The following is a 21,831-nucleotide window of genomic DNA, read 5'->3' as shown; positions in this document are numbered from 1 at the left end:
GCGCATCTTCACTGTATTGTATAAAAAGGGGAGATGGCGCCTGGACTGTGTTTAGCCCAGTGATGGCCTTTTATTCTTCCCGCTGTCAGCCCCTTGAGGGCGACGTTATTCGTTGTTTGTCGGCGCCCCTCGAATCATTGCGAGCGGTGGTATTGGGCTGTTTATTATTGGGAAGCCGTAATGATTGGCATAAAGAGCATTGCGAGCTACGTTCCTGTAGCCGGCGTGGACAATTACGCACAAGGTGCAAAATTCGAAAAGGATGAAGAGTTCATCCTGGGCAAGATCGGTTCAGCCTTCCTGCCGCGCAAAGACGCCGGGCAAGAAACTTCGGACCTGTGTGTCGAAGCAGTCAACGCGCTGTTCGCCAACAATCCCGAATTGAAGCGTGAAGCCATCGACGTACTAATCGTCGTTACCCAGAACGGTGACGAAGAAGGCTTGCCTCACACCGCCGCCATCGTTCAGGACAAACTGGGCCTGCCGACGACCGTGGCTGCGTTCGACATTTCCCTGGGCTGCTCCGGTTATGTCTACGGCATCTATGCCATCAAGGGCTTCATGGAGGCCGCAGGCCTGAAGAATGGCTTGCTGGTGACCGCCGATCCGTACTCCAAGATCGTCGACCCGGAAGACCGCAACACCACCATGCTCTTCGGCGATGCCGCCACCGCCACCTGGATGGGCGAAGACGCACCATGGCAGTTGGGCAAGGCCAAGTTCGGCACCGACGGTTCCGGCGCGCCACACCTGAAGGTCACCGACGGCGTGTTCTTCATGAACGGCCGTCAGGTCTTCAACTTCGCGCTGCTCAAAGTGCCGGCGCATTTGCATGAGCTGCTCGCCGACTCGGACCTGACCGCTGACGATATCGATGCCTTCTGCATCCACCAGGGCAGTGCGGCAATTGTCGATGCCGTGGCGCGGCGCTTCGAGGGTGAGCCTGAGAAGTTCATCAAGGACATGGTCGAGACCGGTAATACCGTGTCGTCGAGTATTCCGTTGCTGCTGGAAAAACATGTGCTCGATTCCAAGTGGAAGCGTGTGGCACTCAGCGGTTTCGGTGTTGGTTTGTCTTGGGGGTCGGCGATCATCTATCGCCCTTGAATCCCGGCTCTTTAGTCAAAGAAAGCCAGGCACAAAAAAAGCGTTCAAGGTGTAACCTTGAGCGCTATTTTTTTGCCCGAATGAAAAGCGAGGCTCCATGAGCGAGTTCTTTGAGCGCAACGCCGAGGTCATACAGCGCCGCTGGCCATTACTGTCTGCACGTTTGCTGGTTGAAGACGCAAGCCTGTTACAGGTCGATCTGGTCGAGGGCCTGGGTTCGACATTGAGCATCAACGGCATCCAGTTGACCAGTCGCCATGACCGCACCCGCGAGGCCAGGCTTCAGGCCGACAGCCTGCCCGTCGACAGCCCGGTGGTGCATGTCTACGGCACTGGGCTTGGCGATCTGCAACTGGAGTTGCTGGCGCGTGAGGGGCTTGAGCGTTTGTATGTGCACATCCTCAATGGCGCGGTGTTTGCGCTGGTGTTGCAACTGCTTGATCAGCAACCGTGGCTTGGCGATCCGCGAGTCGAGTTGCTGTATGCCGGCGATCTGGCGGAAATCCGGCTGCCGTTCTTTGCATTACCGTCGGAATTGGTGCTGGCCGATGACTTTAATGCCAAGATCCGCGATCGCCTGATCAGCGAAACCCACCTGACGTTTAATAACCGTGAGTTTGACCCTCAGTCTCCAAACATCGTCCAGCGCTTGCAGGCGAGCCTGGCGCTGGTGCAGGCCGATGGTGATGTGGCTGAGTTGTTCGGTTCCTGTGCGGGGCAGGAAGTGTTCGTCATTGCCACGGGCCCGAGTCTTGAGCTGCACTTCGATCGCTTGCGGGCGATTCGCGAGCAAGCGGTGCGACCGTTGTTCATTTGTGTCGATACTGCCTACCGGCCACTACTCAATCATGGCATTCGTCCGGACGTAGTGGTCAGCATTGACCAGCGTATCTCGGCCCGACATCTGCCTCCCGAAGGCACATCCGCGATAACACTGGCGTACATGCCTATGGTCGATCCTCTGGTGCTTCAGGCTTGGCAGGGCCGCCGTTATACCGGTTATTCCGCCAGCCCGATCTACCAACAGCTGCGTCAGCAATGGCCCAAGGGTGAGCTTTATGTGGGCGGTAGCGTGATTCATCCAGCGGTGGACCTTGCGGTGAAGATGGGCGCAACGCAGATCACTCTGTTCGGCGCCGACTTTGCCTTTCCCGGCGATAAGACCCATGCCGGCTGGAACGATGGCGACCTTGGCCCGCAACTGAGTGCGGCGAAACACTGGGTGCTCGACGGGCATGGCCAGCGGATCAAGACGCAGCTCAACTTCCGCAGTTATTTGTGTGAGCTGGAGCGTTTTATCGCGGGTCATCCACAGGTGCGTTTCTATAACAGCAGCCGGGCGGGGGCGATGATCGCCGGTGCGATGTTTCACCCGGAGTTGACGGTATGAGCGAGCTGCAGTCTTTTATTGTCGGTTCGCAGCAGTGTGCGGCGTTGTTTCGGTTGGGGCGTGATGTGGAGGCAGGGCTGGCAATGATCGAACTGATCTCGACGGTGCAGTTGTCCTTCGATCAGACGTCAAAGGATGCTCAGCAGCAATGGGTGTTTTTGCTCGGCCTGATGCTCGATTGCCAGGAAGCACAAAACTGGCTCGCCCTGGCGGATTACCTCGAGTACGAATTGGTCCGGCTGATGACCGACACTCTGTCCTTTTAAGCAGTTTCTCTTCTGTTGGCGCCGGGGTGGCTTCGCCAACCTGTCGCCGGCAATTCCCTGACGTCATTTTTTCGCTGCTTGAGTGTGACCAAGTCCTTTGTTTACGGGGGGTGGCAACGTGATGGCAAATTTTTTCGAAAATCCCCTAAAGCAAGTTGCAATCCCGACGATAACTATTACGAAGGTTCTCTAGGCCATACCCGGCGGTTGCCAGGGCCGGAAGCCGCAGTACCCAACCAACGAGGAATTCGTCATGGCTTTAACAGTAAACACTAACGTTACATCGTTGAACGTACAGAAAAACCTGAACAAGGCTTCTGATGCTCTGTCGACTTCGATGACTCGCCTGTCTTCCGGCCTGAAAATCAACAGCGCTAAAGACGACGCCGCCGGCCTGCAAATCGCTACCCGTATGACTTCGCAGATCCGCGGTCAGACCATGGCGATCAAAAACGCCAACGACGGTATCTCGATTGCTCAGACCGCTGAAGGCGCGATGCAAGAATCGACCAACATTCTGCAGCGTATGCGTGAACTGGCTGTTCAAGCACGAAACGACTCCAACGGTACCGACGACCGCGCTGCTCTGAACAAAGAGTTCGCAACCATGTCGGACGAACTGACCCGTATTGCCAAGTCGACCAACCTGAACGGCAAAAACCTGATCGATGGCACCGCTGGCACCATGACCTTCCAGGTCGGTTCCAACACTGGTGCTACCAACCAGATCACCATCACTCTGGCCAGCGGCTTCGACGCTGCTACCTTGAGCGTAGGTTCTGGCACCATCGCCGTTACCGGTACCGACAGCACCACCGCAGAAGCCAGCACCAAGGCTGCAATCAACGCAATCGACTTGGCACTGAAGACTATCAACACCAGCCGTGCGGACCTCGGTGCTGCCCAGAACCGTCTGACCAGCACCATCTCCAACCTGCAAAACATCAACGAAAACGCCAGTGCTGCACTGGGTCGCGTACAAGATACCGACTTCGCTGCTGAAACTGCACAGCTGACCAAGCAACAAACCCTGCAACAAGCTTCCACCGCAGTTCTGGCTCAGGCCAACCAACTGCCATCCGCTGTACTGAAACTGCTTCAGTAATAGCTGATGAGTTTTGGCGGGGGAGTGCGCTTGTCGCGCTCTCTCGCTTTTTACTTTAAGAGGTGATGGACATGGATATGAGCGTGAAGCTGAACTTGTCTTATCCTGCGGCCCAGCAGGCGACGACTGTTGCCGATAAGCCTGCGGAAAAGCCTCGAGCGGAAACTGCGCCAGTAGTTGCCGTCAAGGAAGAAGGTAAAAGCGGGCAGACCGAGCAGGAAAAACTGAAGATGGCCGTTCAGGAAATCGAAAAGTTCGTTCAGTCGGTCAAGCGCAACCTGGAGTTCTCGATTGATGAGCCTTCAGGCAAAGTTGTGGTCAAGGTGATTGCCAGTGACTCCGGTGAGGTGATTCGTCAAATCCCCAACGAAGAAGTCCTTAAATTGGCGAACAGTTTGAATGATGCAAGCAGCCTGTTGTTCAGCGCAAAAGTCTGACAACTGGCACGAATTTTGTTGCTATGTTCTTTTGGGCGTTGTAGTGGTCAAAAGGCCGGCGACACACTGAAGGGAGTTCCACATGGCAAGTCCAATTCTACCGGGCACGGGTTTAGGCTCCGGCCTTGATACCGGTGCTATCGTCAAAGCCTTGGTAAACGCTGACAAAGCCGCCAAGCAAGGTCAGATCGACCGTGGGACTGCGACCAACACCGCGAGCATTTCCGGCATTGGTACCTTGAAGTCGTTGATGGCTGCCTTCAATCAGGCGATGAAGGATCTGGGCAGCACGACTACCCCGCAATTTCCGGGTTTTGCAGCCACTTCCTCCGATGTGAAGATCGTCGGCGCCACTGCCAGCAACTCGGCGGTAAACGGCAACTACGTCGTGAAAGTAGATAATCTGGCCACGGCTTCGAAAGTCACCAGCGCAGCGTTCGCCGGCGGTACGACCAGTCCGATCACTGCGGGTACGTTGAGCATCGCGCAGGGCACCAGCACCTACAACCTCGACATCAAGGCCGGGGCGACGCTGCAATCGGTTCGCGATTCGATCAACGCCGATACCTCGCTCAAGAGCGCGGGTATCAGTGCCAACATCGTCACCGACTCCTTCGGTTCGCGTCTGGTGCTTGGCTCGACCACGACCGGTGCGGGCTCTGACATTTCCGTCAGCGGCATTTCGGAACTGACTATCGACGGCAGCAATGTCGTCGGCGCCAGCGGCGGCCCGGCAATGACCGCCACCTCGGCCGGTTCGATCGGCGCTGTGGCCATTGATGCTAAATTCTCCATCGATGGCATGGCGCTGACCAGCAAGAGCAATACAGTAGACAAGGCTGTTTCCGGGCTAACCTTAAACTTGGTGGCGGCCGGTACTTCGACCGTCACTGTGGCCAGCAACAATGATGGTCTGAAAGCTTCGATCCAGAAGTTCGTCGATGCTTACAACGCTCTGGCCAACGGCATCACGGCATTGACCAAGCCTTCGCTCGACGATAACGGCAAGCCGACCGTTTCAGCTGCATTGACCGGCGACGCGTTGCCGCGTTCGATTCTCTCGTCCATACGCGGTCCGCTGGCGGAAACCGGTGCGGGTGACAAACTGACTGTTCTGGCGCAGCTGGGTATTACCACCGATCAAAAAACCGGTGCCCTCAACTTCGACAGCACCAAGTTCACCAGCGCCATGAATGACAAGAAGCTGGGCGGTGAAGTCCAGAAGATGTTTGTCGGCGACGCTGGCAGCAATAATGGTCTGCTGGCGCGCATGACGAAGGCTATCGCACCGTTCACCGATACTGGCGGTGTTCTGGATCAGCGCACAACAAGTCTGAACAAGACAAAGACCAAGTTGAGCAATGACCAGGACGCCCTGGATCGCCGAATCGAGACTCTGACCGCGGTACTGACCAAAAAGTACAACGACATGGATACGCTTGTCGGCAAGCTGAAAGCGACAGCCAGTAACATCACATCGATGTTCGAAGCCATGACCGCGCAGCAAAAGAACTCGTAACACTCAGAGTGCCAAAAGCCCGGCAGCGTTTTCACGCTCCGGGCTTTTTGTTTTTGAATCTAAAGTTTTTTGACGCGTCGTCGATACACTGGTTATACGAACCACAGATTTCTGATGAGGTACAACATGAATCCAATGTTAGCCCTTCGCCAATACCAGAAGATTGGCGCTCAGGCGCAAACTTCCGAAGCCAGCCCGCATCGCTTGGTGCAGATGCTGATGGAAGGTGGCCTGGATCGTATCGCCCAGGCCAAAGGCGCGATGGAGCGTAAGGACATTCCGAATAAAGGCGTTCTGATCGGCAAGGCCATCGGCATCATCGGTGGTCTGCGTGAAGGTCTGGATCTGGAAAACCAGGCCGAATCGGTAGGTGAGCTGGATAACCTCTACACCTACATGATGAAGCGTCTGGCTGAAGCCAATATCAAGACCGATCCAAAGATCCTCGACGAAGTCGCCGACCTGCTTCGCACGGTCAAAGACGGTTGGGATGCCATTGCCGCGCCGGGTCCGCAGTTTTAAGGAGATCACCATGAGTCTTGTCTTGCAGCGAATCGAACAAACCCGCGATGCCCTCGTCGGTGCATTGGCCGAGCGCAACTGGGAAGCCATTGGTGAATTGGACCTGGCTTGCCGTTCCTGCATGGAAGACGTCTTGAGTGAAGCTTCGGTGGACGAGGTCGCGTTGCGCGACAACCTTGAGGAGTTGCTGGGAGTGTATAAACAGCTTCTGGAGGCGGCGACAGGGGAGCGCCAGGCGATAGTCGACGAGATGTCGCAGATCCACCAAGCGCAGAGCGCGGCAAAGGTTTACCATCTGTTTGGTTAACCCCCAGTTAATCCAAACATAGTGCGCCATAAATTTGACTGTGCACGGTTTTTTGACTTAACTAGTGGCTGGTTCCAGATTTCAGGCGTCTACAGGCATAACGTGTCTGCAAGCGTCTAGCTTGCCCCTCATTTTGGGCATTGAGTTGACTAGGGAAGTTGCTATTGCATGTGGCGTGAAACCAAAATTCTGCTGATTGATGACGATAGCGTCCGTCGCCGCGATTTGGCGGTGATTTTAAATTTTCTTGGCGAAGAAAATTTACCCTGTGGCAGCCATGACTGGCAGCAGGCGGTCGGCTCTTTGTCATCAAGTCGTGAAGTAATCTGTGTCCTCATCGGGACGGTAAATGCTCCTGGTGCACTTTTGGGCTTGTTAAAGACACTCTCAACCTGGGATGAGTTCCTTCCAGTTTTGTTAATGGGCGATAATTCTTCCATTGACTTGCCGGAAGACCAGCGTCGCCGAGTGCTTTCGACCCTCGAAATGCCACCCAGCTACAGCAAATTGCTCGATTCGCTGCACCGTGCCCAGGTCTATCGCGAGATGTATGACCAGGCCCGTGAGCGTGGTCGTCACCGTGAACCGAATCTTTTCCGCAGCCTTGTCGGCACCAGCCGGGCGATTCAACACGTCCGTCAGATGATGCAGCAAGTCGCCGACACCGACGCCAGCGTGCTGATCCTCGGCGAGTCCGGGACCGGCAAGGAAGTGGTTGCGCGCAACCTGCACTACCACTCCAAGCGTCGTGACGCGCCGTTCGTGCCGGTCAACTGCGGCGCGATTCCTGCCGAATTGCTGGAAAGTGAATTGTTCGGCCACGAGAAGGGCGCCTTCACCGGAGCGATCACCAGCCGTGCCGGGCGTTTCGAGCTGGCCAATGGCGGTACCCTGTTCCTCGACGAAATCGGCGACATGCCGCTGCCGATGCAGGTCAAGCTGCTGCGCGTCTTGCAGGAGCGCACCTTCGAGCGCGTGGGCAGCAACAAGACCCAAAGCGTCGATGTGCGGATCATCGCGGCGACCCACAAGAATCTCGAAAGCATGATCGAGATCGGCACCTTCCGCGAAGACCTTTACTATCGCCTGAACGTGTTCCCGATCGAGATGGCGCCGTTGCGCGAACGCGTCGAAGACATCCCGCTGCTGATGAACGAGTTGATCTCGCGCATGGAGCACGAGAAGCGCGGTTCGATCCGTTTCAACTCGGCGGCGATCATGTCGTTGTGCCGTCACGGCTGGCCGGGCAACGTTCGCGAGCTGGCCAACCTGGTGGAGCGCATGGCGATCATGCACCCGTACGGGGTAATCGGCGTGGTCGAGTTGCCGAAGAAATTCCGCTACGTCGACGACGAAGACGAGCAGTTGGTCGACAGCCTGCGCAGCGATCTTGAAGAGCGGGTGGCCATCAACGGTCATACCCCGGACTTCACCGCCAATGCCCTGCTGCCGCCGGAAGGCTTGGACCTGAAGGACTACCTCGGCGGCCTGGAACAAGGGCTGATCCAGCAGGCGCTGGATGATGCCAATGGCATCGTGGCGCGAGCGGCCGAACGGCTGCGGATTCGTCGCACCACGCTGGTGGAGAAGATGCGCAAGTACGGCATGAGCCGTCGTGATGGTGATGAACAGGCGGATGATTGACGCCTGTTTTTCAACTCCTTCATTTATAAGCGGTTTTTTTTAGGCACGGGTATTGCTACATCCCTCGCAACGTTCCGTTTAACTGACGGTCAACCACGCGAGAGAGCACAATGCCCCAAGCCGCCCAGATGTCTCCTGTCCCTGATGTTTCGGGGCAACCGTCGTCCGTAGAGCAGGCAAGCCGGCTTGGCCTTGAGCAGGCGTTTGCGCTGTTCAATCAGATGTCGAGCCAGTTGACCGATTCCTACAGCATGCTCGAGGCCCGGGTCACCGAGCTCAAGGGCGAGCTGGCGGTGGTCAGTGCTCAGCGCATGCAGGAGCTGGCGGAAAAAGAACGCCTGGCCAACCGTCTGCAAAACCTCCTCGATCTATTGCCTGGCGGCGTCATCGTCATCGACGCCCAGGGCATCGTGCGCGAAGCCAATCCCGCCGCGAGTGAATTGCTCGGCCTGCCCCTCGAAGGCGAACTGTGGCGTCATGTGATTGCTCGATGCTTTGCTCCGCGTGAAGACGACGGTCACGAAATCTCTCTCAAGGACGGTCGGCGTCTGTCGATCGCCACGCGCTCGCTGGATGCCGAGCCCGGTCAGTTGGTGCTGCTCAACGACCTGACTGAAACCCGTCATCTGCAAGATCAACTGGCTCGCCACGAGCGCCTGTCGTCTCTGGGTCGTATGGTTGCGTCGTTGGCTCATCAGATTCGCACACCGTTGTCCGCTGCGTTGCTCTACGCCAGTCATTTGACTGAGCAGGCGTTGCCGGTCGCCACGCAGCAGCGTTTTGCCAGCCGCCTGAAGGAGCGTTTGCATGAGCTGGAACACCAGGTTCGCGACATGCTGGTGTTCGCTCGCGGCGAGCTGCCGTTGACTGATCGCGTGACCCCCAAGATGCTGATGCAGTCGCTGCAGGCGGCCGCACTGACCCACGTTCAGGACCTGCCGATTCGCTGGCAGTGCGACAGTCATGCTGGTGAGTTGCTGTGCAATCGCGACACGTTGGTCGGGGCCATTCTGAATCTGATCGAGAATGCCATCCAGGCCAGTGCTGGCGATGTACGTTTGAAAGTTCATCTCTACACCCGTGACAACAACTTGCGTGTATCGGTCAGCGACAGCGGCAGTGGCATCGAGACGAAGGTGCTGGCGCGTCTGGGTGAGCCGTTTTTCACCACCAAAACCACCGGCACCGGCCTGGGCCTGACCGTGGTCAAGGCAGTGGCCCGTGCTCATCAGGGAGAATTGCAGTTGCGCTCGCGGCCGGGTCGCGGCACTTGTGCGCAGGTGATCCTGCCGCTTTTTTCGGGTGAACAGCGCAGCGCTCGGGGAGCGAAGTGAACGACATGGCGATCAAGGTTTTACTGGTCGAGGATGACCGCGCGCTACGGGAGGCATTGGCCGATACGCTGCTGCTTGCCGGGCACGATTACCGGGCTGTCGGTTCGGCGGAAGAAGCGCTGGAGGCTGTCGGCGCCGAGGCGTTCAATCTGGTGCTCAGCGACGTCAACATGCCGGGCATGGACGGCCACCAACTGCTTGGGTTGCTGCGGGCTCGTCAGCCGCAACTGCCGGTGTTGCTGATGACCGCTCACGGCGCTGTCGAGCGGGCGGTCGACGCCATGCGTCAGGGGGCGGCGGATTATCTGGTCAAGCCGTTCGAGCCCAAGGCCTTGCTCGATCTGGTGGCGCGTCACGCACTGGGCAATCTCGGTGCGACCGAGGGTGAGGGGCCAGTGGCGCTCGAGCCGGCCAGTGCGCAATTGCTGGAACTGGCCGCTCGGGTGGCGCGCAGTGATTCCACGGTGTTGATCTCCGGTGAGTCCGGGACCGGTAAGGAAGTGCTGGCGCGTTACATCCATCAGCACTCCCATCGTGCCAGTCAGCCGTTCATTGCGATCAACTGTGCAGCGATCCCGGACAACATGCTCGAAGCCACCTTGTTCGGTCACGAAAAAGGTTCGTTCACGGGGGCCATCGCGGCGCAGGCCGGCAAGTTCGAACAGGCCGATGGCGGGACGATCCTGCTCGACGAAATCTCCGAAATGCCCCTCGGCCTTCAGGCCAAGTTGCTGCGCGTATTGCAGGAGCGCGAGGTCGAGCGAGTCGGCGCCCGCAAGCCGATCACGCTGGACATTCGAGTGGTCGCCACCACCAACCGTGACCTGGCCGGTGAGGTGGCGGCGGGGCGTTTTCGCGAAGATCTTTACTATCGTCTGTCGGTGTTCCCGCTGGCCTGGCGTCCGTTGCGCGAGCGCACCGCCGACATACTGCCGCTGGCCGAGCGACTGCTGATCAAACACGTCAATAAAATGAAGCATGCGGCGGCGAAGCTCTCGCCTGAGGCGCAGGCGTGCCTGATTGGTTATCCGTGGCCGGGTAACGTGCGTGAACTGGATAACGCGATTCAGCGTGCCTTGATTCTGCAGCAGGGCGGTTTGATCCAGCCGCAGGATTTTTGCCTGTCCGGGCCTGTGGCGTGTGCGCCGTTGCCGACATTGGCGCCGACGCCCGCACGTGCCGTGGACGTCGAAGCCGAATCGGCGGGCGCCCTCGGTGATGATCTGCGGCGCCGTGAATTCCAGATGATCATCGATACCTTGCGTTCCGAACGCGGCCGTCGCAAAGAAGCCGCCGAGCGACTGGGCATCAGCCCGCGCACCTTGCGCTACAAGCTGGCGCAAATGCGCGACGCCGGAATGGATGTGGAAGCGTACTTGTTCGCCAGCTGAAAGTTGACGGCAGCAACACCGATCCAAATGTGGGAGCGAGCCTGCTCGCGAAGGCGGAGTGACAGGTACATAAATGTCGACTGACACCCCCTCTTCGCGAGCAGGCTCGCTCCCACAATGGTTTTGCGGTGATTCACGGTTAATGCAAGGCCCGGAGGGCTTTTGTTTAGAGCGGCCACGGAGCTGGCACCCTTGTTGCTAACACCTCACTACCCGCCGAGTGAGTGTCAAAAAATTGCGGGTAGCCAAAGACGTAGCTTCGTCAAAGAGAGAAACCATGAGCCAAGGTATTGAATTCAATCGGTTGATGCTGGACATGCGCTCCATGCAAATGGATGCGATGTCTGCGCCGAAATCGACTGCCGCAGTCCCTGAATTGGGTGGCAGCAGCTTTTCCGACATGCTCGGTCAGGCCGTCAATAAAGTGAACGACACCCAGCAGGCGTCCAATCAGTTGGCCAGTGCCTTCGAGATCGGTAAAAGCGGCGTCGACCTGACGGACGTGATGATTTCCTCACAGAAGGCCAGCGTGTCTTTTCAGGCGCTGACCCAAGTGCGTAACAAGCTGGTTCAGGCTTACCAAGACATCATGCAGATGCCGGTTTAAGGACGAGATTGAGTCATGGCAGAAGCAGTCGCCGATAATGTTCCGGCCAAGGCCACTCCAATGGACGGCAAACCGCCGCTGTTCGGGTTGTCCTTCCTGGAAAACCTTTCCGAGATGACCATGTTGCGTCAGGTGGGCCTGTTGGTCGGCCTGGCTGCGAGCGTGGCGATTGGTTTTGCCGTGGTGTTGTGGTCTCAGCAACCGGACTACCGGCCTCTGTACGGCAGCCTTGCCGGCATGGACGCCAAGCAGGTCATGGAAACCCTGGCCGCCGCCGACATTCCCTATACCGTTGAGCCGAACTCCGGTGCCTTGCTGGTCAAGGCCGATGATGTGTCCCGTGCGCGGCTCAAGCTCGCGGCCGCTGGTGTCACTCCCAGCGACGGCAACATCGGTTTCGAGATCCTCGACAAGGACCAGGGGCTGGGCACCAGCCAGTTCATGGAAGCGACCCGCTATCGTCGCGGTCTCGAAGGCGAACTGGCCCGGACCATTTCCAGCCTGAACAACGTCAAGGGTGCCCGCGTGCACCTGGCGATTCCGAAAAGCTCGGTGTTCGTGCGCGACGAACGCAAGCCCAGCGCTTCGGTTCTGGTTGAACTCTATTCCGGTCGCTCGCTGGAGCCGGGCCAGGTCCTCGCCATCATCAATCTGGTGGCGACCAGCGTTCCCGAACTGAGCAAATCGCAGATCACCGTGGTCGACCAGAAGGGCAACCTGCTGTCGGATCAGGCGGAAAACTCCGAACTGACCATGGCTGGCAAGCAATTCGATTACAGCCGCCGCATGGAAAGCATGCTGACCCAGCGTGTGCACAACATCCTGCAGCCGGTGCTGGGCAACGACCGCTATAAAGCCGAAGTGTCGGCGGACGTGGATTTCAGCGCCGTCGAGTCGACTTCCGAGCAGTTCAACCCGGACCAGCCGGCGTTGCGCAGTGAGCAGTCGGTCAACGAACAACGCACCGCCAGCAATGGCCCGCAAGGTGTGCCGGGTGCCCTGAGCAACCAGCCGCCGTCGCCAGCCTCGGCGCCGCAAACCACCGGTGGCGCCACCGCGTCGGCCGGCATGGTGCAGCCAGGCCAGCCACTGCTCGATGCCAACGGTCAGCAAATCATGGACCCGGCCACCGGCCAGCCAATGCTGGCGCCGTACCCGGCGGACAAGCGTCAACAATCCACCAAGAACTTCGAACTCGACCGTTCCATCAGTCACACCAAACAACAACAGGGTCGCTTGAATCGCCTGTCGGTGTCGGTGGTGGTGGATGATCAGGTCAAGGTCAACGCGGCTAACGGCGAAACCACCCGGGCGCCGTGGAGCGCCGATGAATTGGCGCGCTTCACCCGCCTGGTGCAGGACGCAGTCGGTTTCGACGCCAGCCGTGGCGACAGCGTCAGCGTGATCAATATGCCGTTCTCCGCCGAGCGCGGTGAAGTGATTGCCGATATTCCGTTCTATTCCCAGCCGTGGTTCTGGGACATCGTCAAGCAAGTGCTGGGTGTGTTGTTCATCCTGGTGCTGGTGTTCGGTGTGCTGCGTCCGGTGCTCAATAACATCACCGGTGGCGGCAAAGGCAAGCAACTCGCTGGCTTTGGCGGCGACGTGGAACTCGGTGGCATGGGCGGCCTGGACGGCGAACTGGCCAACGATCGCGTCAGCCTCGGTAGCCCGACCAGCATCCTGCTGCCGAGCCCGAGCGAAGGCTATGACGCACAGTTGAACGCAATCAAGAGTCTGGTGGCAGAAGATCCGGGTCGTGTGGCCCAGGTCGTGAAAGAGTGGATTAACGCAGATGAGTGATAACCGAGCCGCTGTCGCCAAACTGTCCCGGGTTGATAAAGCCGCGATTCTGCTGCTGTCCCTGGGTTCTACCGACGCCGCGCAAGTGCTGCGCCACATGGGGCCCAAAGAGGTCCAGCGTGTGGGTGTGGCCATGGCCCAGATGGGCAACGTGCACCGCGAGCAGGTCGAACAGGTCATGAGCGAGTTCGTCGACATCGTCGGCGACCAGACCAGCCTGGGCGTCGGCTCCGATGACTACGTGCGCAAAATGCTCACCCAGGCTCTGGGCGAAGACAAGGCCAACGGCCTGATCGACCGCATTCTGCTGGGCGGCAACACCAGCGGCCTCGACAGCCTGAAGTGGATGGAACCGCGCGCCGTTGCCGACGTGATTCGTTACGAGCACCCGCAGATCCAGGCAATCGTGGTGGCGTACCTCGACCCGGATCAGGCCGGTGAAGTACTGGGCAACTTCGACCACAAGGTCCGTCTGGACATCATCCTGCGGGTGTCTTCGCTGAACACCGTGCAGCCAGCGGCCCTGAAAGAACTCAACCAGATTCTCGAGAAGCAGTTCTCCGGCAACTCGAATGCCTCGCGCACCACCCTGGGTGGCATCAAGCGTGCGGCCGACATCATGAACTTCCTCGACAGCTCGATCGAAGGTCAGCTGATGGACTCGATCCGCGAAGTCGACGAAGACCTGTCCGGTCAGATCGAAGACCTCATGTTCGTGTTCAACAACCTGTCCGATGTCGACGACCGCGGCATTCAGGCGCTGTTGCGCGAAGTCTCTTCCGATGTGTTGGTGCTGGCCCTCAAGGGCTCGGACGAAGGCGTCAAGGAAAAGATCTTCAAGAACATGTCCAAACGAGCGGCCGAACTGTTGCGCGACGACCTCGAGGCCAAAGGCCCGGTGCGCGTCAGCGACGTGGAAACGGCGCAGAAAGAAATCCTCACCATTGCCCGCCGTATGGCCGAAGCCGGAGAAATCGTTCTCGGCGGGAAGGGCGGCGAAGAGATGATCTAAGGTCACTATGTCGTCCAAACATGATGAGTCCAATACCGACCTGATCCGTGCCAAGGATGTCGGTGGTTTCGACATCTGGTCGCTGCCCAGTTTCGACCCGTTTGTACCGGAACCCGAGCCGGAACCAGAGCCCGAACCGCCGGAAATGGAAGAAGTGCCGCTGGAAGAAGTCCAGCCACTGACCCTCGAAGAGCTCGAAAGCATTCGCCAGGAGGCCTACAACGAAGGCTTCGCGGTTGGCGAGAAAGAAGGTTTCCATAGCACCACGCTCAAGGTCCGTCAGGAAGCCGAAGTGGCCCTGACGGCCAAGATCGCGGGCCTGGAACAATTGATGGCCAACCTGTTCGAGCCGATTGCCGAGCAGGACACGCAGATCGAAAAGTCGCTGGTCGACCTTGTGCAGCACATCACCAGACAAGTGATTCAGCGCGAACTGGCGATCGACTCGACGCAGATCGAACACGTCATGCGCGAAGCGCTCAAGCTCTTGCCGCTGGGCGTGGGCAACGTGCGGTTGTACGTCAATCCGCAGGATTTCGTACAGGTCAAAGCCTTGCGCGAGCGCCATGAAGAAACCTGGCGCATCGTCGAGGACGAATCCTTGTTGCCGGGTGGTTGCCGGGTCGAGACCGAGCACAGTCGGATCGACGCCACCATCGAAACCCGTGTTACCCAGGTCATGGCCAAGCTGTTCGATCAATTGCACGATCAGGCGCTGCACCCGGCCGCGCCGGACCTCAGCCTTGAGTTGCCGATCGAAGAAAAGCCCGCCGTTGCCCCTGACCTGGACGACCCTGATGCGCCTTGAACGCACCAGCTTCGCCAAGCGCCTGGGCAGCTACGCCGAGGCCACGGAGCTGGCTGGCGCGCCAATCCTTGAAGGGCGCCTGCTGCGTATGGTCGGCCTGACCCTCGAAGCCGAAGGCTTGCGCGCCGCCATGGGCAGCCGCTGCATGGTCATCAACGATGACAGCTATCACCCGGTGCAGGTCGAAGCCGAAGTCATGGGCTTCTCCGGCAGCAAAGTCTTTCTGATGCCGGTTGGCAGCGTTGCCGGCATCGCCCCCGGTGCCCGTGTGGTTCCGTTGGTTGACACCGGTCGTTTGCCGATGGGTATGAGCATGCTCGGGCGTGTGCTCGATGGCGCTGGTCGTGCGCTGGATGGCAAGGGCGGCATGAAGGCTGAAGATTGGGTGCCGATGGACGGCCCGACCATCAACCCGCTCAAGCGTGACCCGATCAGCCAGCCGCTGGACGTCGGTATTCGTTGTATCAACGGTTTGTTGACGGTCGGTCGCGGTCAGCGGCTCGGGCTGTTCGCCGGTACTGGCGTGGGCAAGAGTGTGCTGCTGGGCATGATGACCCGCTTCACCGAGGCCGACATCATCGTCGTCGGGCTGATCGGCGAACGGGGGCGTGAAGTTAAAGAATTCATCGAGCACATCCTCGGGGAAGAAGGGCTCAAGCGTTCGGTGGTGGTGGCGTCCCCGGCGGACGATGCGCCGCTGATGCGTCTGCGCGCGGCCATGTATTGCACAAGGATCGCCGAGTATTTTCGCGACAAGGGCAAAAATGTCCTGTTACTCATGGATTCCCTGACCCGTTTCGCCCAGGCCCAGCGGGAAATCGCCCTGGCCATTGGCGAGCCGCCAGCGACCAAGGGCTATCCGCCGTCGGTGTTCGCCAAGTTGCCGAAACTGGTGGAGCGGGCCGGTAACGCCGAAAAGGGCGGCGGTTCGATCACTGCGTTCTACACCGTATTGTCCGAAGGCGACGATCAGCAGGACCCGATCGCCGACTCGGCGCGGGGCGTGCTCGACGGGCACATCGTGCTGTCCCGGCGTCTGGCCGAGGAAGGGCATTACCCGGCCATCGATATCGAAGCGTCCATCAGTCGGGTCATGCCGTCGGTGGTCGGCATCAAGCACTTGAACCACGCGCAGATGTTCAAGCAATACTGGTCGCGCTATCAGCAGAGCCGCGACCTGATCAGCGTCGGCGCCTATGTGCCCGGCGGTGACCGGGAGACTGACATCGCGATTAATCTGCAACCGGCCATGACCATGTACCTGCGCCAGGGCCTGAACGACAACATCAGCATGGGCGCCAGCGAAGGCCATCTTGCGTCGGTCTTCGCGCCAGCGCCGGGCGGTTAATCGATCATGGCCCTGAGTCGCGCGGCACGCCTGGCGCCGGTGGTGGAGATGGCTGAAAAAGCCGAAAAAACCGCGGTCCAGCGCCTGGGGCACTTTCAGGGGCAGGTTCGTCTGGCGGAAAGCAAACTCGCCGACCTGGAAAACTTTCGTCTCGAGTACCAGGAGCAATGGATCGTGCGCGGCAGTAGCGGCGTTTCGGGGCAATGGTTGCTGGGTTATCAGGGCTTTCTCGCGCAGTTGGGCACGGCCATTGACCAGCAGCGTCAGAGTCTGAACTGGCATCAAAACAATCTGAACAAGTCCCGGGAAGCCTGGCAGCAGGCGTTTGCCCGGGTCGAAGGTTTGCGCAAACTGGTTCAGCGCTACAGGGATGAGGCGCGGCAACTGGAAGACAAACGCGAGCAGAAGCTGCTGGATGAACTGTCCCAGCGGTTGCCGCGACAGGATCCGTATTGAGTGTGGTTTCAAAAGATCGCAGCCTGCGACAGCTCCTACATTGACCGTATGCAAACCCGCTTCCGTAGGAGCTGCCGAAGGCTGCGATCTTTTGACCTTGCTCCAGCCCTCGTCAGGTGCTAAACCTTGTACACGTACGTTCGCCAATGACAAGGAAGCCGTGAAATGTCAGTCGTTACAGAAGTATCCCCGGATGGCCAAAAGCTGACGATTTCGATCAAGGGGCGATTTGATTTCGCCAAGCATCAGGAATTTCGTGAGTCCTACGAGCACAAGAAGCTCTCTGCAGTTGTCGTCGACCTGAAGGAAGCGACTTACCTCGACAGTTCGGCGCTGGGCATGCTGCTCTTGCTGCGTGATCAAGCGGGTGGCGACAATTCCGATATTCGCCTCGTCAACAGCAATTCCGATGTGAAGAAAATCCTCGCCATTTCCAACTTCGACAAACTGTTCGACATCAGTTGACCGTCATGCAGCCGCCAGTCGAGCCGCTGACAGTACTCATCGCTGAAGACAGCGCGGCCGACCGTATGCTGCTGTCGAGTATCGTCCGTCGTCAGGGCCATGAGGTGCTGACGGCCGCCAACGGTGCCGAGGCGGTCGAAGCATTTCGCTCGCAACGACCGCACCTGGTGCTGATGGACGCCATGATGCCGGTGATGGACGGTTTCGAGGCTGCGCAGCAGATCAAGGCGCTGGCCGGCGAAACACTGGTGCCGATCATCTTTTTGACGTCGCTGACCGAAAGTGAAGCGCTGGCCCGTTGCCTGGAGGCCGGAGGCGATGATTTTCTGGCAAAGCCTTACAACCAGGTGATCCTCGCCGCCAAGATCAAGGCCATGGACCGCTTGCGACGTTTGCAAGCCACGGTGTTGGAGCAACGAGACCTGATCGCCAGGCACCACGATTACCTGCTCAACGAACAACGGGTGGCCAAAGCCGTGTTTGACAAGGTTGCCCATTCCGGTTGCCTGAATGCACGCAACATCCGTTACCTGCAATCGCCCTATGCGCTGTTCAATGGCGATCTGTTGCTGGCTGCGTTCACTCCGGCCGGCGACATGCATGTGTTGCTCGGTGATTTCACCGGCCATGGGTTGCCGGCCGCTGTCGGCGCCATGCCCTTGGCCGAAGTTTTCTACGGCATGACCGCCAAGGGTTACGGCTTGTCCGAAACGCTGCGCGAGATGAACGCCAAGCTCAAGCGCATCCTGCCCGTGGACATGTTCTGCTGTGCCACTTTGCTGTGCCTGAGTTTTCAGCGCCGTTGCGTGGAAGTCTGGAATGGCGGCATGCCGGACGGTTACCTGCACAGCGTCACCAGTGGTGAACGTACAGCGCTGACGGCGCGGCATTTGCCGCTGGGCGTGCTGAGTTCGCAAACCTTCGATGACCGCACCGAGGTGTTCCCGATGGCCGTCGGCGATCGGGTGTTCCTGCTGTCCGACGGGGTGATCGATACCTGCGATGCCAATGAACAATTGTTTGGCGTAGAGCGATTGGAGCAGGTGTTTGCAGCCAATCGTCAGCCTGATGTGCTGTTCGAGGAAATCGAACAGGCCCTGCGGGATTTTCGCGGCGAGGCGCGCGATGACGTGAGCATGGTCGAGGTCAGTCTGCTGGAGGCTGCGCAACTGAGCCGGCCAGCGCCGGTGTACTCCGACAGCGGCCAGTCCAGCCCGCTGGACTGGTCGGTGAGCTTCGAGTTCCGCGCCGCTACGCTCAAACGTTTCAATCCGCTGCCGTACCTGTTGCAGTTGCTGCTTGAGGTGCATGGCCTGCGGGCTCAGAGTGGCGCGCTCTACAGTGTGCTGGCCGAACTTTATTCCAATGCCCTGGAGCATGGCGTGCTGGGCCTGGACTCGGGCCTCAAGCGCGATGCTTCGGGTTTTGCGCGCTATTATCAGCAGCGCAATGCACGCCTGGACGAGTTGCAGGATGGCTATGTGCGGGTGCATTTGCAGGTGATGCCAAAAGGCGAGGGCGGTTGTTTGACGATCCGGGTCGAAGACAGTGGCAAGGGCTTCGATGTGGCGCGGCTGATGGAGCGCCCCGTCGATGGTGTCCGTCTGTCGGGACGTGGCGTCAGTTTGATCCGCCAGTTGAGCCATCATGCGCGCTGGACCGATAATGGGCGCAGTGCTCACGTGGAGTTCTTCTGGGAGGCCCTGGCCTGATCCCGGACATTCTTGATCAAGGAGCGAACAAGTGGCTGACACACATCTGGACCGCGACGTGCTGAGCGCGTTGCAGGAAGTTATGGAAGACGGGTATCCAGAATTGCTTGATACCTTTCTCAGCGATTCCGAAGAGCGCTTGAGCGTGCTGCGCGGGGCTGACGATGCCGATCGGTTAGGCGCCACGGCGCACAGTTTCAAGGGCAGCAGCAGCAACATGGGCGCGACCCGGCTGGCGGAGCTGTGCCATGAGCTGGAGCAGCGAGCCAAAGAGAAAAAACTCGAAGGCATAGAAGCGCTGGTTGGAGAAATCGACGGTGAATTCGCTATTGTCCGACCGCTTTTCGAGGCAGAGCGCCAGCGGTCCCTGGCTGAATAGGACAACCATCCGACGCTTTTAGCAGCTAGCGAACAAAGCTGGCTCGACCCTTGCAGTCAACTTGCTCAACTGTACCTACGATCCCAGTGCAGCGGAGACCGTTTCATGCCTGTTACCCCCAATACTCTTCTTCAGGCCGCCGCTACGGCCAAGACTCAAGCCGCATCCGCCAATACGCCGGCGCTGACGGCTGAGCCCGGGGACAAGGCGTCCAGCTTCGCTCAGGTCTACGCCAGCCAGGCCCAGAACAAGCCTGCGGCCGTGGCGGACGCATCGACCAAACCCGCACGCGACAAAGCCCCGGACACTGGCGGCAAAAAGGATGTGAGCAACGACCAGTCTGCCGCCCCGGAACCGACGGTTGCCGATAGCGGCAAATCCTTGCCCGCCGATAAACCGGCGCAGACTGACGACAAGACGACCCGCGATGACAAGCCGGAGACGACCGATACGCCGGTAGCCGATGCTCCACCGGTTGAGCCGGGCATTGATCCGGCCCTCGATCCAGCCTTGATGCAGGCCGTTCAACCGTTGGTGGCCGTGCCGGTAGCGCAAGCACCTGCGCCGGTCGTGACGAGCGGTGCGCCGCAGGTTGAAGCGCCGGTTGCCGTTGCCATCGTTGCCGCACCCGCGCAAGCCGCCACCGTCGACAGCGATTTCGATCCTGAAGCCGATCCGCTCGATGCGCTACCAGCGGTGCGTCTGGCCATGGAGCAAGGTGGCCACGTTTCCGCTTCTAGCCAGGCCCAGCCAAAAGCGTCCCCCGCCCAGGCTCAGGCTGACGGCGAACCGACTTCGGCACAAAACTTTGCCGCCGGCATGGCGAGCATGCTCGACGTGCAAGCCGATAAGGACAGCACCAGCCAGGGCGGCGAGAAGGCTTTCAGTGGCCTGATCGATGACGGCCTCAAGGATCTCAAATCCGCCAGCAGCGACACCCGTGTCGACGACTTCGCCAACCGTCTGGCGGCACTGACACAGGCGGCAACGCCCAAGACTGCCAACGCATTGCCGGTGAACCAGCCAATCGCCATGCATCAGAGCGGTTGGACCGAAGAAGTGGTCAATCGGGTCATGTACCTGTCCAGCGCCAATCTCAAGGCGGCCGACATCCAGTTGCAACCGGCCGAGTTGGGACGCCTCGATATTCGGGTGAACATGGTTCCCGATCAGCAGACCCAGGTGACCTTCATGAGCGCCCACCCAAGCGTTCGCGAAGCGCTCGATGGGCAAATGCATCGCCTGCGTGACATGTTTGCGCAGCAGGGCATGGGCCAGGTCGACGTCAACGTTTCCGATCAGTCCCGCGGCTGGCAGGGGCAGGGGCAGGGGCAGGAGCAGGCTCAACAGGGGCAGGGTGGACGTACCAACGCCAGTGGCGGTCGAGTTGACTCTGTGGATGAAGAGCTTCCTGCGACTGTCGCTGAAGTCGCCGCCAACACCACCAGTGTGATTGGCTCCAGCGCCGTCGACTACTACGCCTGATCAAACGCCACCCCCTTGTGGGAGCGAGCCTGCTCGCGATGAGGTAGTAACATTCAACATCTGCGTTGATTGTCACACCGCTATCGCGAGCAGGCTCGCTCCCACATTTGTTTTGTTGTAGCTGATGATCCCCTGCCTCAACTCCCTCCCAACACTTCTGGCATAACACTTGCTCTTGCCTTGCCGTGCGACTGTGAAAACCCGAATAGTGACGGATTATTGGCATGGCTAAGAGCGACGCAGCACCAGTGAAAGACCCCGCAACCAAAGGCAAAATCAAGCTGATCATTGTGATCGTCGTGGCCCTGTTGCTGGCGATCGGCTTGTCCGTGGGGGCGACCTGGTACTTCATGCACAGCGCCCAGAGCAAGCCTGCCGCCGCGGCTGAAACCGCTGTGGTCGGCAAGCAGCCGGCGATTTTCGAGCCCATGGCGCCGGCCTTCGTGGCCAACTACAACGTGAACGGCCGCCAGCGCTACATGCAGGTGAGCATCACCATGCAGGGTCGCAATCAGGCCGATCTGGACGCGCTCAAAGTCCACATGCCGGTGATCCGCAATAACCTGGTGATGCTGTTTTCCGGTCAGGATTTCGCCACGCTGGCGACCCCGGTCGGCCAGGAGATGTTGCGTCAGAAGGCCACGGCCAGCGTCCAGGAAGTGGCGCAGAAAGAGCTTGGCAAAGTGGTGATCGAACAGTTGCTTTTCACTAATTTCGTACTGCAGTAGGAACAC

The 21,831-nt window shown here is 59.1% G+C and carries 22 protein-coding genes; all 22 read left to right on the top strand.

Features of this window, described 5'->3' with window-relative positions; translation table 11 throughout:
* The first annotated feature begins 180 nt into the window (after window positions 1-180).
* The 22 genes from KGB14_RS16155 to fliL all read left to right on the top strand — a co-directional run bounded on the left by KGB14_RS16155 (window position 181) and on the right by fliL (window position 21,825).
* Entirely contained in the window at window positions 181-1,107 is a 927-nt protein-coding gene (locus KGB14_RS16155) for a ketoacyl-ACP synthase III (RefSeq protein ID WP_223487771.1), read from the top strand.
* Window positions 1,108-1,204: 97 nt separating this feature from the next.
* Window positions 1,205-2,497: a motility associated factor glycosyltransferase family protein gene (locus KGB14_RS16150; protein WP_223487770.1), complete on the top strand. Its 1,293-nt coding sequence runs from the start codon at window positions 1,205-1,207 to the stop codon at window positions 2,495-2,497.
* Window positions 2,494-2,763: a hypothetical protein gene (locus KGB14_RS16145; protein WP_223487769.1), complete on the top strand. Its 270-nt coding sequence runs from the start codon at window positions 2,494-2,496 to the stop codon at window positions 2,761-2,763. The genes KGB14_RS16150 and KGB14_RS16145 overlap by 4 nt, the downstream gene beginning before the upstream one ends.
* A 253-nt stretch (window positions 2,764-3,016) precedes the next feature.
* Window positions 3,017-3,868 carry a flagellin domain-containing protein gene (locus KGB14_RS16140; RefSeq protein WP_223487768.1) on the top strand — a complete coding sequence of 284 codons (852 nt, stop codon included), beginning with the start codon at window positions 3,017-3,019 and terminating at the stop codon, window positions 3,866-3,868.
* Between the two features lie 71 nt (window positions 3,869-3,939).
* Window positions 3,940-4,305, top strand: a complete 366-nt coding sequence (locus KGB14_RS16135) for a flagellar protein FlaG (RefSeq protein ID WP_028939988.1) — start codon at window positions 3,940-3,942, stop codon at window positions 4,303-4,305.
* An 82-nt stretch (window positions 4,306-4,387) separates the two neighbouring features.
* Entirely contained in the window at window positions 4,388-5,824 is a 1,437-nt protein-coding gene (gene fliD, locus KGB14_RS16130; RefSeq protein WP_223487767.1) for a flagellar filament capping protein FliD, read from the top strand.
* Between the two features lie 126 nt (window positions 5,825-5,950).
* Window positions 5,951-6,346, top strand: a complete 396-nt coding sequence (fliS, locus tag KGB14_RS16125; RefSeq protein ID WP_223487766.1) for a flagellar export chaperone FliS — start codon at window positions 5,951-5,953, stop codon at window positions 6,344-6,346.
* A 10-nt stretch (window positions 6,347-6,356) separates the two neighbouring features.
* Window positions 6,357-6,653 (top strand): flagellar protein FliT, encoded by a 297-nt coding sequence (locus tag KGB14_RS16120; protein WP_223487765.1) that lies wholly within the window; start codon window positions 6,357-6,359, stop codon window positions 6,651-6,653.
* A 168-nt stretch (window positions 6,654-6,821) separates the two neighbouring features.
* Window positions 6,822-8,297, top strand: coding sequence for a sigma-54 dependent transcriptional regulator (locus tag KGB14_RS16115; RefSeq protein ID WP_007894189.1), 1,476 nt, complete (start codon window positions 6,822-6,824; stop codon window positions 8,295-8,297).
* Window positions 8,298-8,425: 128 nt separating this feature from the next.
* Window positions 8,426-9,631: a sensor histidine kinase gene (locus tag KGB14_RS16110; RefSeq protein ID WP_223487833.1), complete on the top strand. Its 1,206-nt coding sequence runs from the start codon at window positions 8,426-8,428 to the stop codon at window positions 9,629-9,631.
* 5 nt (window positions 9,632-9,636) lie between these two features.
* Window positions 9,637-11,022 carry a sigma-54-dependent transcriptional regulator gene (locus KGB14_RS16105; RefSeq protein WP_223487764.1) on the top strand — a complete coding sequence of 462 codons (1,386 nt, stop codon included), beginning with the start codon at window positions 9,637-9,639 and terminating at the stop codon, window positions 11,020-11,022.
* Between the two features lie 277 nt (window positions 11,023-11,299).
* The gene (gene fliE / locus KGB14_RS16100; RefSeq protein ID WP_008072611.1) at window positions 11,300-11,629 is read left to right on the top strand and encodes a flagellar hook-basal body complex protein FliE; all 330 of its coding nucleotides are present in this window, start codon (window positions 11,300-11,302) and stop codon (window positions 11,627-11,629) included.
* A gap of 15 nt (window positions 11,630-11,644) precedes the next feature.
* A complete protein-coding gene (fliF, locus tag KGB14_RS16095) occupies window positions 11,645-13,432 on the top strand; it encodes a flagellar basal-body MS-ring/collar protein FliF (RefSeq protein WP_223487763.1) in 1,788 nt (595 codons plus the stop codon).
* Complete coding sequence (gene fliG, locus KGB14_RS16090) at window positions 13,425-14,444, top strand: flagellar motor switch protein FliG (RefSeq protein ID WP_003184041.1); 1,020 nt, start codon at window positions 13,425-13,427, stop codon at window positions 14,442-14,444. The genes fliF and fliG overlap by 8 nt, the downstream gene beginning before the upstream one ends.
* Window positions 14,445-14,451: 7 nt before the next feature.
* On the top strand, window positions 14,452-15,252 hold the full coding sequence (gene fliH / locus KGB14_RS16085) for a flagellar assembly protein FliH (protein ID WP_223487762.1): 801 nt from the start codon (window positions 14,452-14,454) through the stop codon (window positions 15,250-15,252).
* Complete coding sequence (gene fliI, locus KGB14_RS16080; protein WP_223487761.1) at window positions 15,242-16,600, top strand: flagellar protein export ATPase FliI; 1,359 nt, start codon at window positions 15,242-15,244, stop codon at window positions 16,598-16,600. Before fliH ends, fliI begins: the two co-directional genes overlap by 11 nt.
* A gap of 6 nt (window positions 16,601-16,606) precedes the next feature.
* Complete coding sequence (gene fliJ / locus KGB14_RS16075; RefSeq protein WP_223487760.1) at window positions 16,607-17,056, top strand: flagellar export protein FliJ; 450 nt, start codon at window positions 16,607-16,609, stop codon at window positions 17,054-17,056.
* A gap of 165 nt (window positions 17,057-17,221) precedes the next feature.
* Window positions 17,222-17,521, top strand: coding sequence for an STAS domain-containing protein (locus tag KGB14_RS16070; RefSeq protein WP_223487759.1), 300 nt, complete (start codon window positions 17,222-17,224; stop codon window positions 17,519-17,521).
* Between the two features lie 5 nt (window positions 17,522-17,526).
* Entirely contained in the window at window positions 17,527-19,233 is a 1,707-nt protein-coding gene (locus KGB14_RS16065) for a fused response regulator/phosphatase (RefSeq protein WP_223487758.1), read from the top strand.
* Window positions 19,234-19,264: 31 nt separating this feature from the next.
* Entirely contained in the window at window positions 19,265-19,612 is a 348-nt protein-coding gene (locus tag KGB14_RS16060; RefSeq protein WP_223487757.1) for an Hpt domain-containing protein, read from the top strand.
* Between the two features lie 105 nt (window positions 19,613-19,717).
* Window positions 19,718-21,097, top strand: a complete 1,380-nt coding sequence (locus KGB14_RS16055; protein ID WP_223487756.1) for a flagellar hook-length control protein FliK — start codon at window positions 19,718-19,720, stop codon at window positions 21,095-21,097.
* Between the two features lie 224 nt (window positions 21,098-21,321).
* On the top strand, window positions 21,322-21,825 hold the full coding sequence (gene fliL, locus KGB14_RS16050; RefSeq protein WP_223487755.1) for a flagellar basal body-associated protein FliL: 504 nt from the start codon (window positions 21,322-21,324) through the stop codon (window positions 21,823-21,825).
* Window positions 21,826-21,831 lie beyond the last annotated feature (6 nt).

It is taken from the genome of Pseudomonas sp. A-RE-19 (genome assembly GCF_019956555.1).
Classification (GTDB): domain Bacteria; phylum Pseudomonadota; class Gammaproteobacteria; order Pseudomonadales; family Pseudomonadaceae; genus Aquipseudomonas.
The sequence above is the reverse complement of the archived record's forward strand: the minus strand, read 5'-3'. Positions and strand labels throughout refer to the sequence as shown.

What these genes read in the sequence shown, in the direction of transcription:
- KGB14_RS16065 (WP_223487758.1), top strand. Translation starts at nt 17,527, where the DNA reads ATGCAGCCGCCAGTCGAGCCGCTGACAGTACTCATCGCTGAAGACAGC.
- KGB14_RS16150 (WP_223487770.1), top strand. Translation starts at nt 1,205, where the DNA reads ATGAGCGAGTTCTTTGAGCGCAACGCCGAGGTCATACAGCGCCGCTGG.
- fliF (WP_223487763.1), top strand. Translation starts at nt 11,645, where the DNA reads ATGGCAGAAGCAGTCGCCGATAATGTTCCGGCCAAGGCCACTCCAATG.
- KGB14_RS16140 (WP_223487768.1), top strand. Translation starts at nt 3,017, where the DNA reads ATGGCTTTAACAGTAAACACTAACGTTACATCGTTGAACGTACAGAAA.
- fliG (WP_003184041.1), top strand. Translation starts at nt 13,425, where the DNA reads ATGAGTGATAACCGAGCCGCTGTCGCCAAACTGTCCCGGGTTGATAAA.
- KGB14_RS16135 (WP_028939988.1), top strand. Translation starts at nt 3,940, where the DNA reads ATGGATATGAGCGTGAAGCTGAACTTGTCTTATCCTGCGGCCCAGCAG.
- KGB14_RS16105 (WP_223487764.1), top strand. Translation starts at nt 9,637, where the DNA reads ATGGCGATCAAGGTTTTACTGGTCGAGGATGACCGCGCGCTACGGGAG.
- fliL (WP_223487755.1), top strand. Translation starts at nt 21,322, where the DNA reads ATGGCTAAGAGCGACGCAGCACCAGTGAAAGACCCCGCAACCAAAGGC.
- fliE (WP_008072611.1), top strand. Translation starts at nt 11,300, where the DNA reads ATGAGCCAAGGTATTGAATTCAATCGGTTGATGCTGGACATGCGCTCC.
- fliH (WP_223487762.1), top strand. Translation starts at nt 14,452, where the DNA reads ATGTCGTCCAAACATGATGAGTCCAATACCGACCTGATCCGTGCCAAG.
- KGB14_RS16055 (WP_223487756.1), top strand. Translation starts at nt 19,718, where the DNA reads ATGCCTGTTACCCCCAATACTCTTCTTCAGGCCGCCGCTACGGCCAAG.
- KGB14_RS16120 (WP_223487765.1), top strand. Translation starts at nt 6,357, where the DNA reads ATGAGTCTTGTCTTGCAGCGAATCGAACAAACCCGCGATGCCCTCGTC.
- KGB14_RS16145 (WP_223487769.1), top strand. Translation starts at nt 2,494, where the DNA reads ATGAGCGAGCTGCAGTCTTTTATTGTCGGTTCGCAGCAGTGTGCGGCG.
- KGB14_RS16155 (WP_223487771.1), top strand. Translation starts at nt 181, where the DNA reads ATGATTGGCATAAAGAGCATTGCGAGCTACGTTCCTGTAGCCGGCGTG.
- fliS (WP_223487766.1), top strand. Translation starts at nt 5,951, where the DNA reads ATGAATCCAATGTTAGCCCTTCGCCAATACCAGAAGATTGGCGCTCAG.
- fliI (WP_223487761.1), top strand. Translation starts at nt 15,242, where the DNA reads ATGCGCCTTGAACGCACCAGCTTCGCCAAGCGCCTGGGCAGCTACGCC.
- fliJ (WP_223487760.1), top strand. Translation starts at nt 16,607, where the DNA reads ATGGCCCTGAGTCGCGCGGCACGCCTGGCGCCGGTGGTGGAGATGGCT.
- fliD (WP_223487767.1), top strand. Translation starts at nt 4,388, where the DNA reads ATGGCAAGTCCAATTCTACCGGGCACGGGTTTAGGCTCCGGCCTTGAT.
- KGB14_RS16115 (WP_007894189.1), top strand. Translation starts at nt 6,822, where the DNA reads ATGTGGCGTGAAACCAAAATTCTGCTGATTGATGACGATAGCGTCCGT.
- KGB14_RS16110 (WP_223487833.1), top strand. Translation starts at nt 8,426, where the DNA reads ATGTCTCCTGTCCCTGATGTTTCGGGGCAACCGTCGTCCGTAGAGCAG.
- KGB14_RS16070 (WP_223487759.1), top strand. Translation starts at nt 17,222, where the DNA reads ATGTCAGTCGTTACAGAAGTATCCCCGGATGGCCAAAAGCTGACGATT.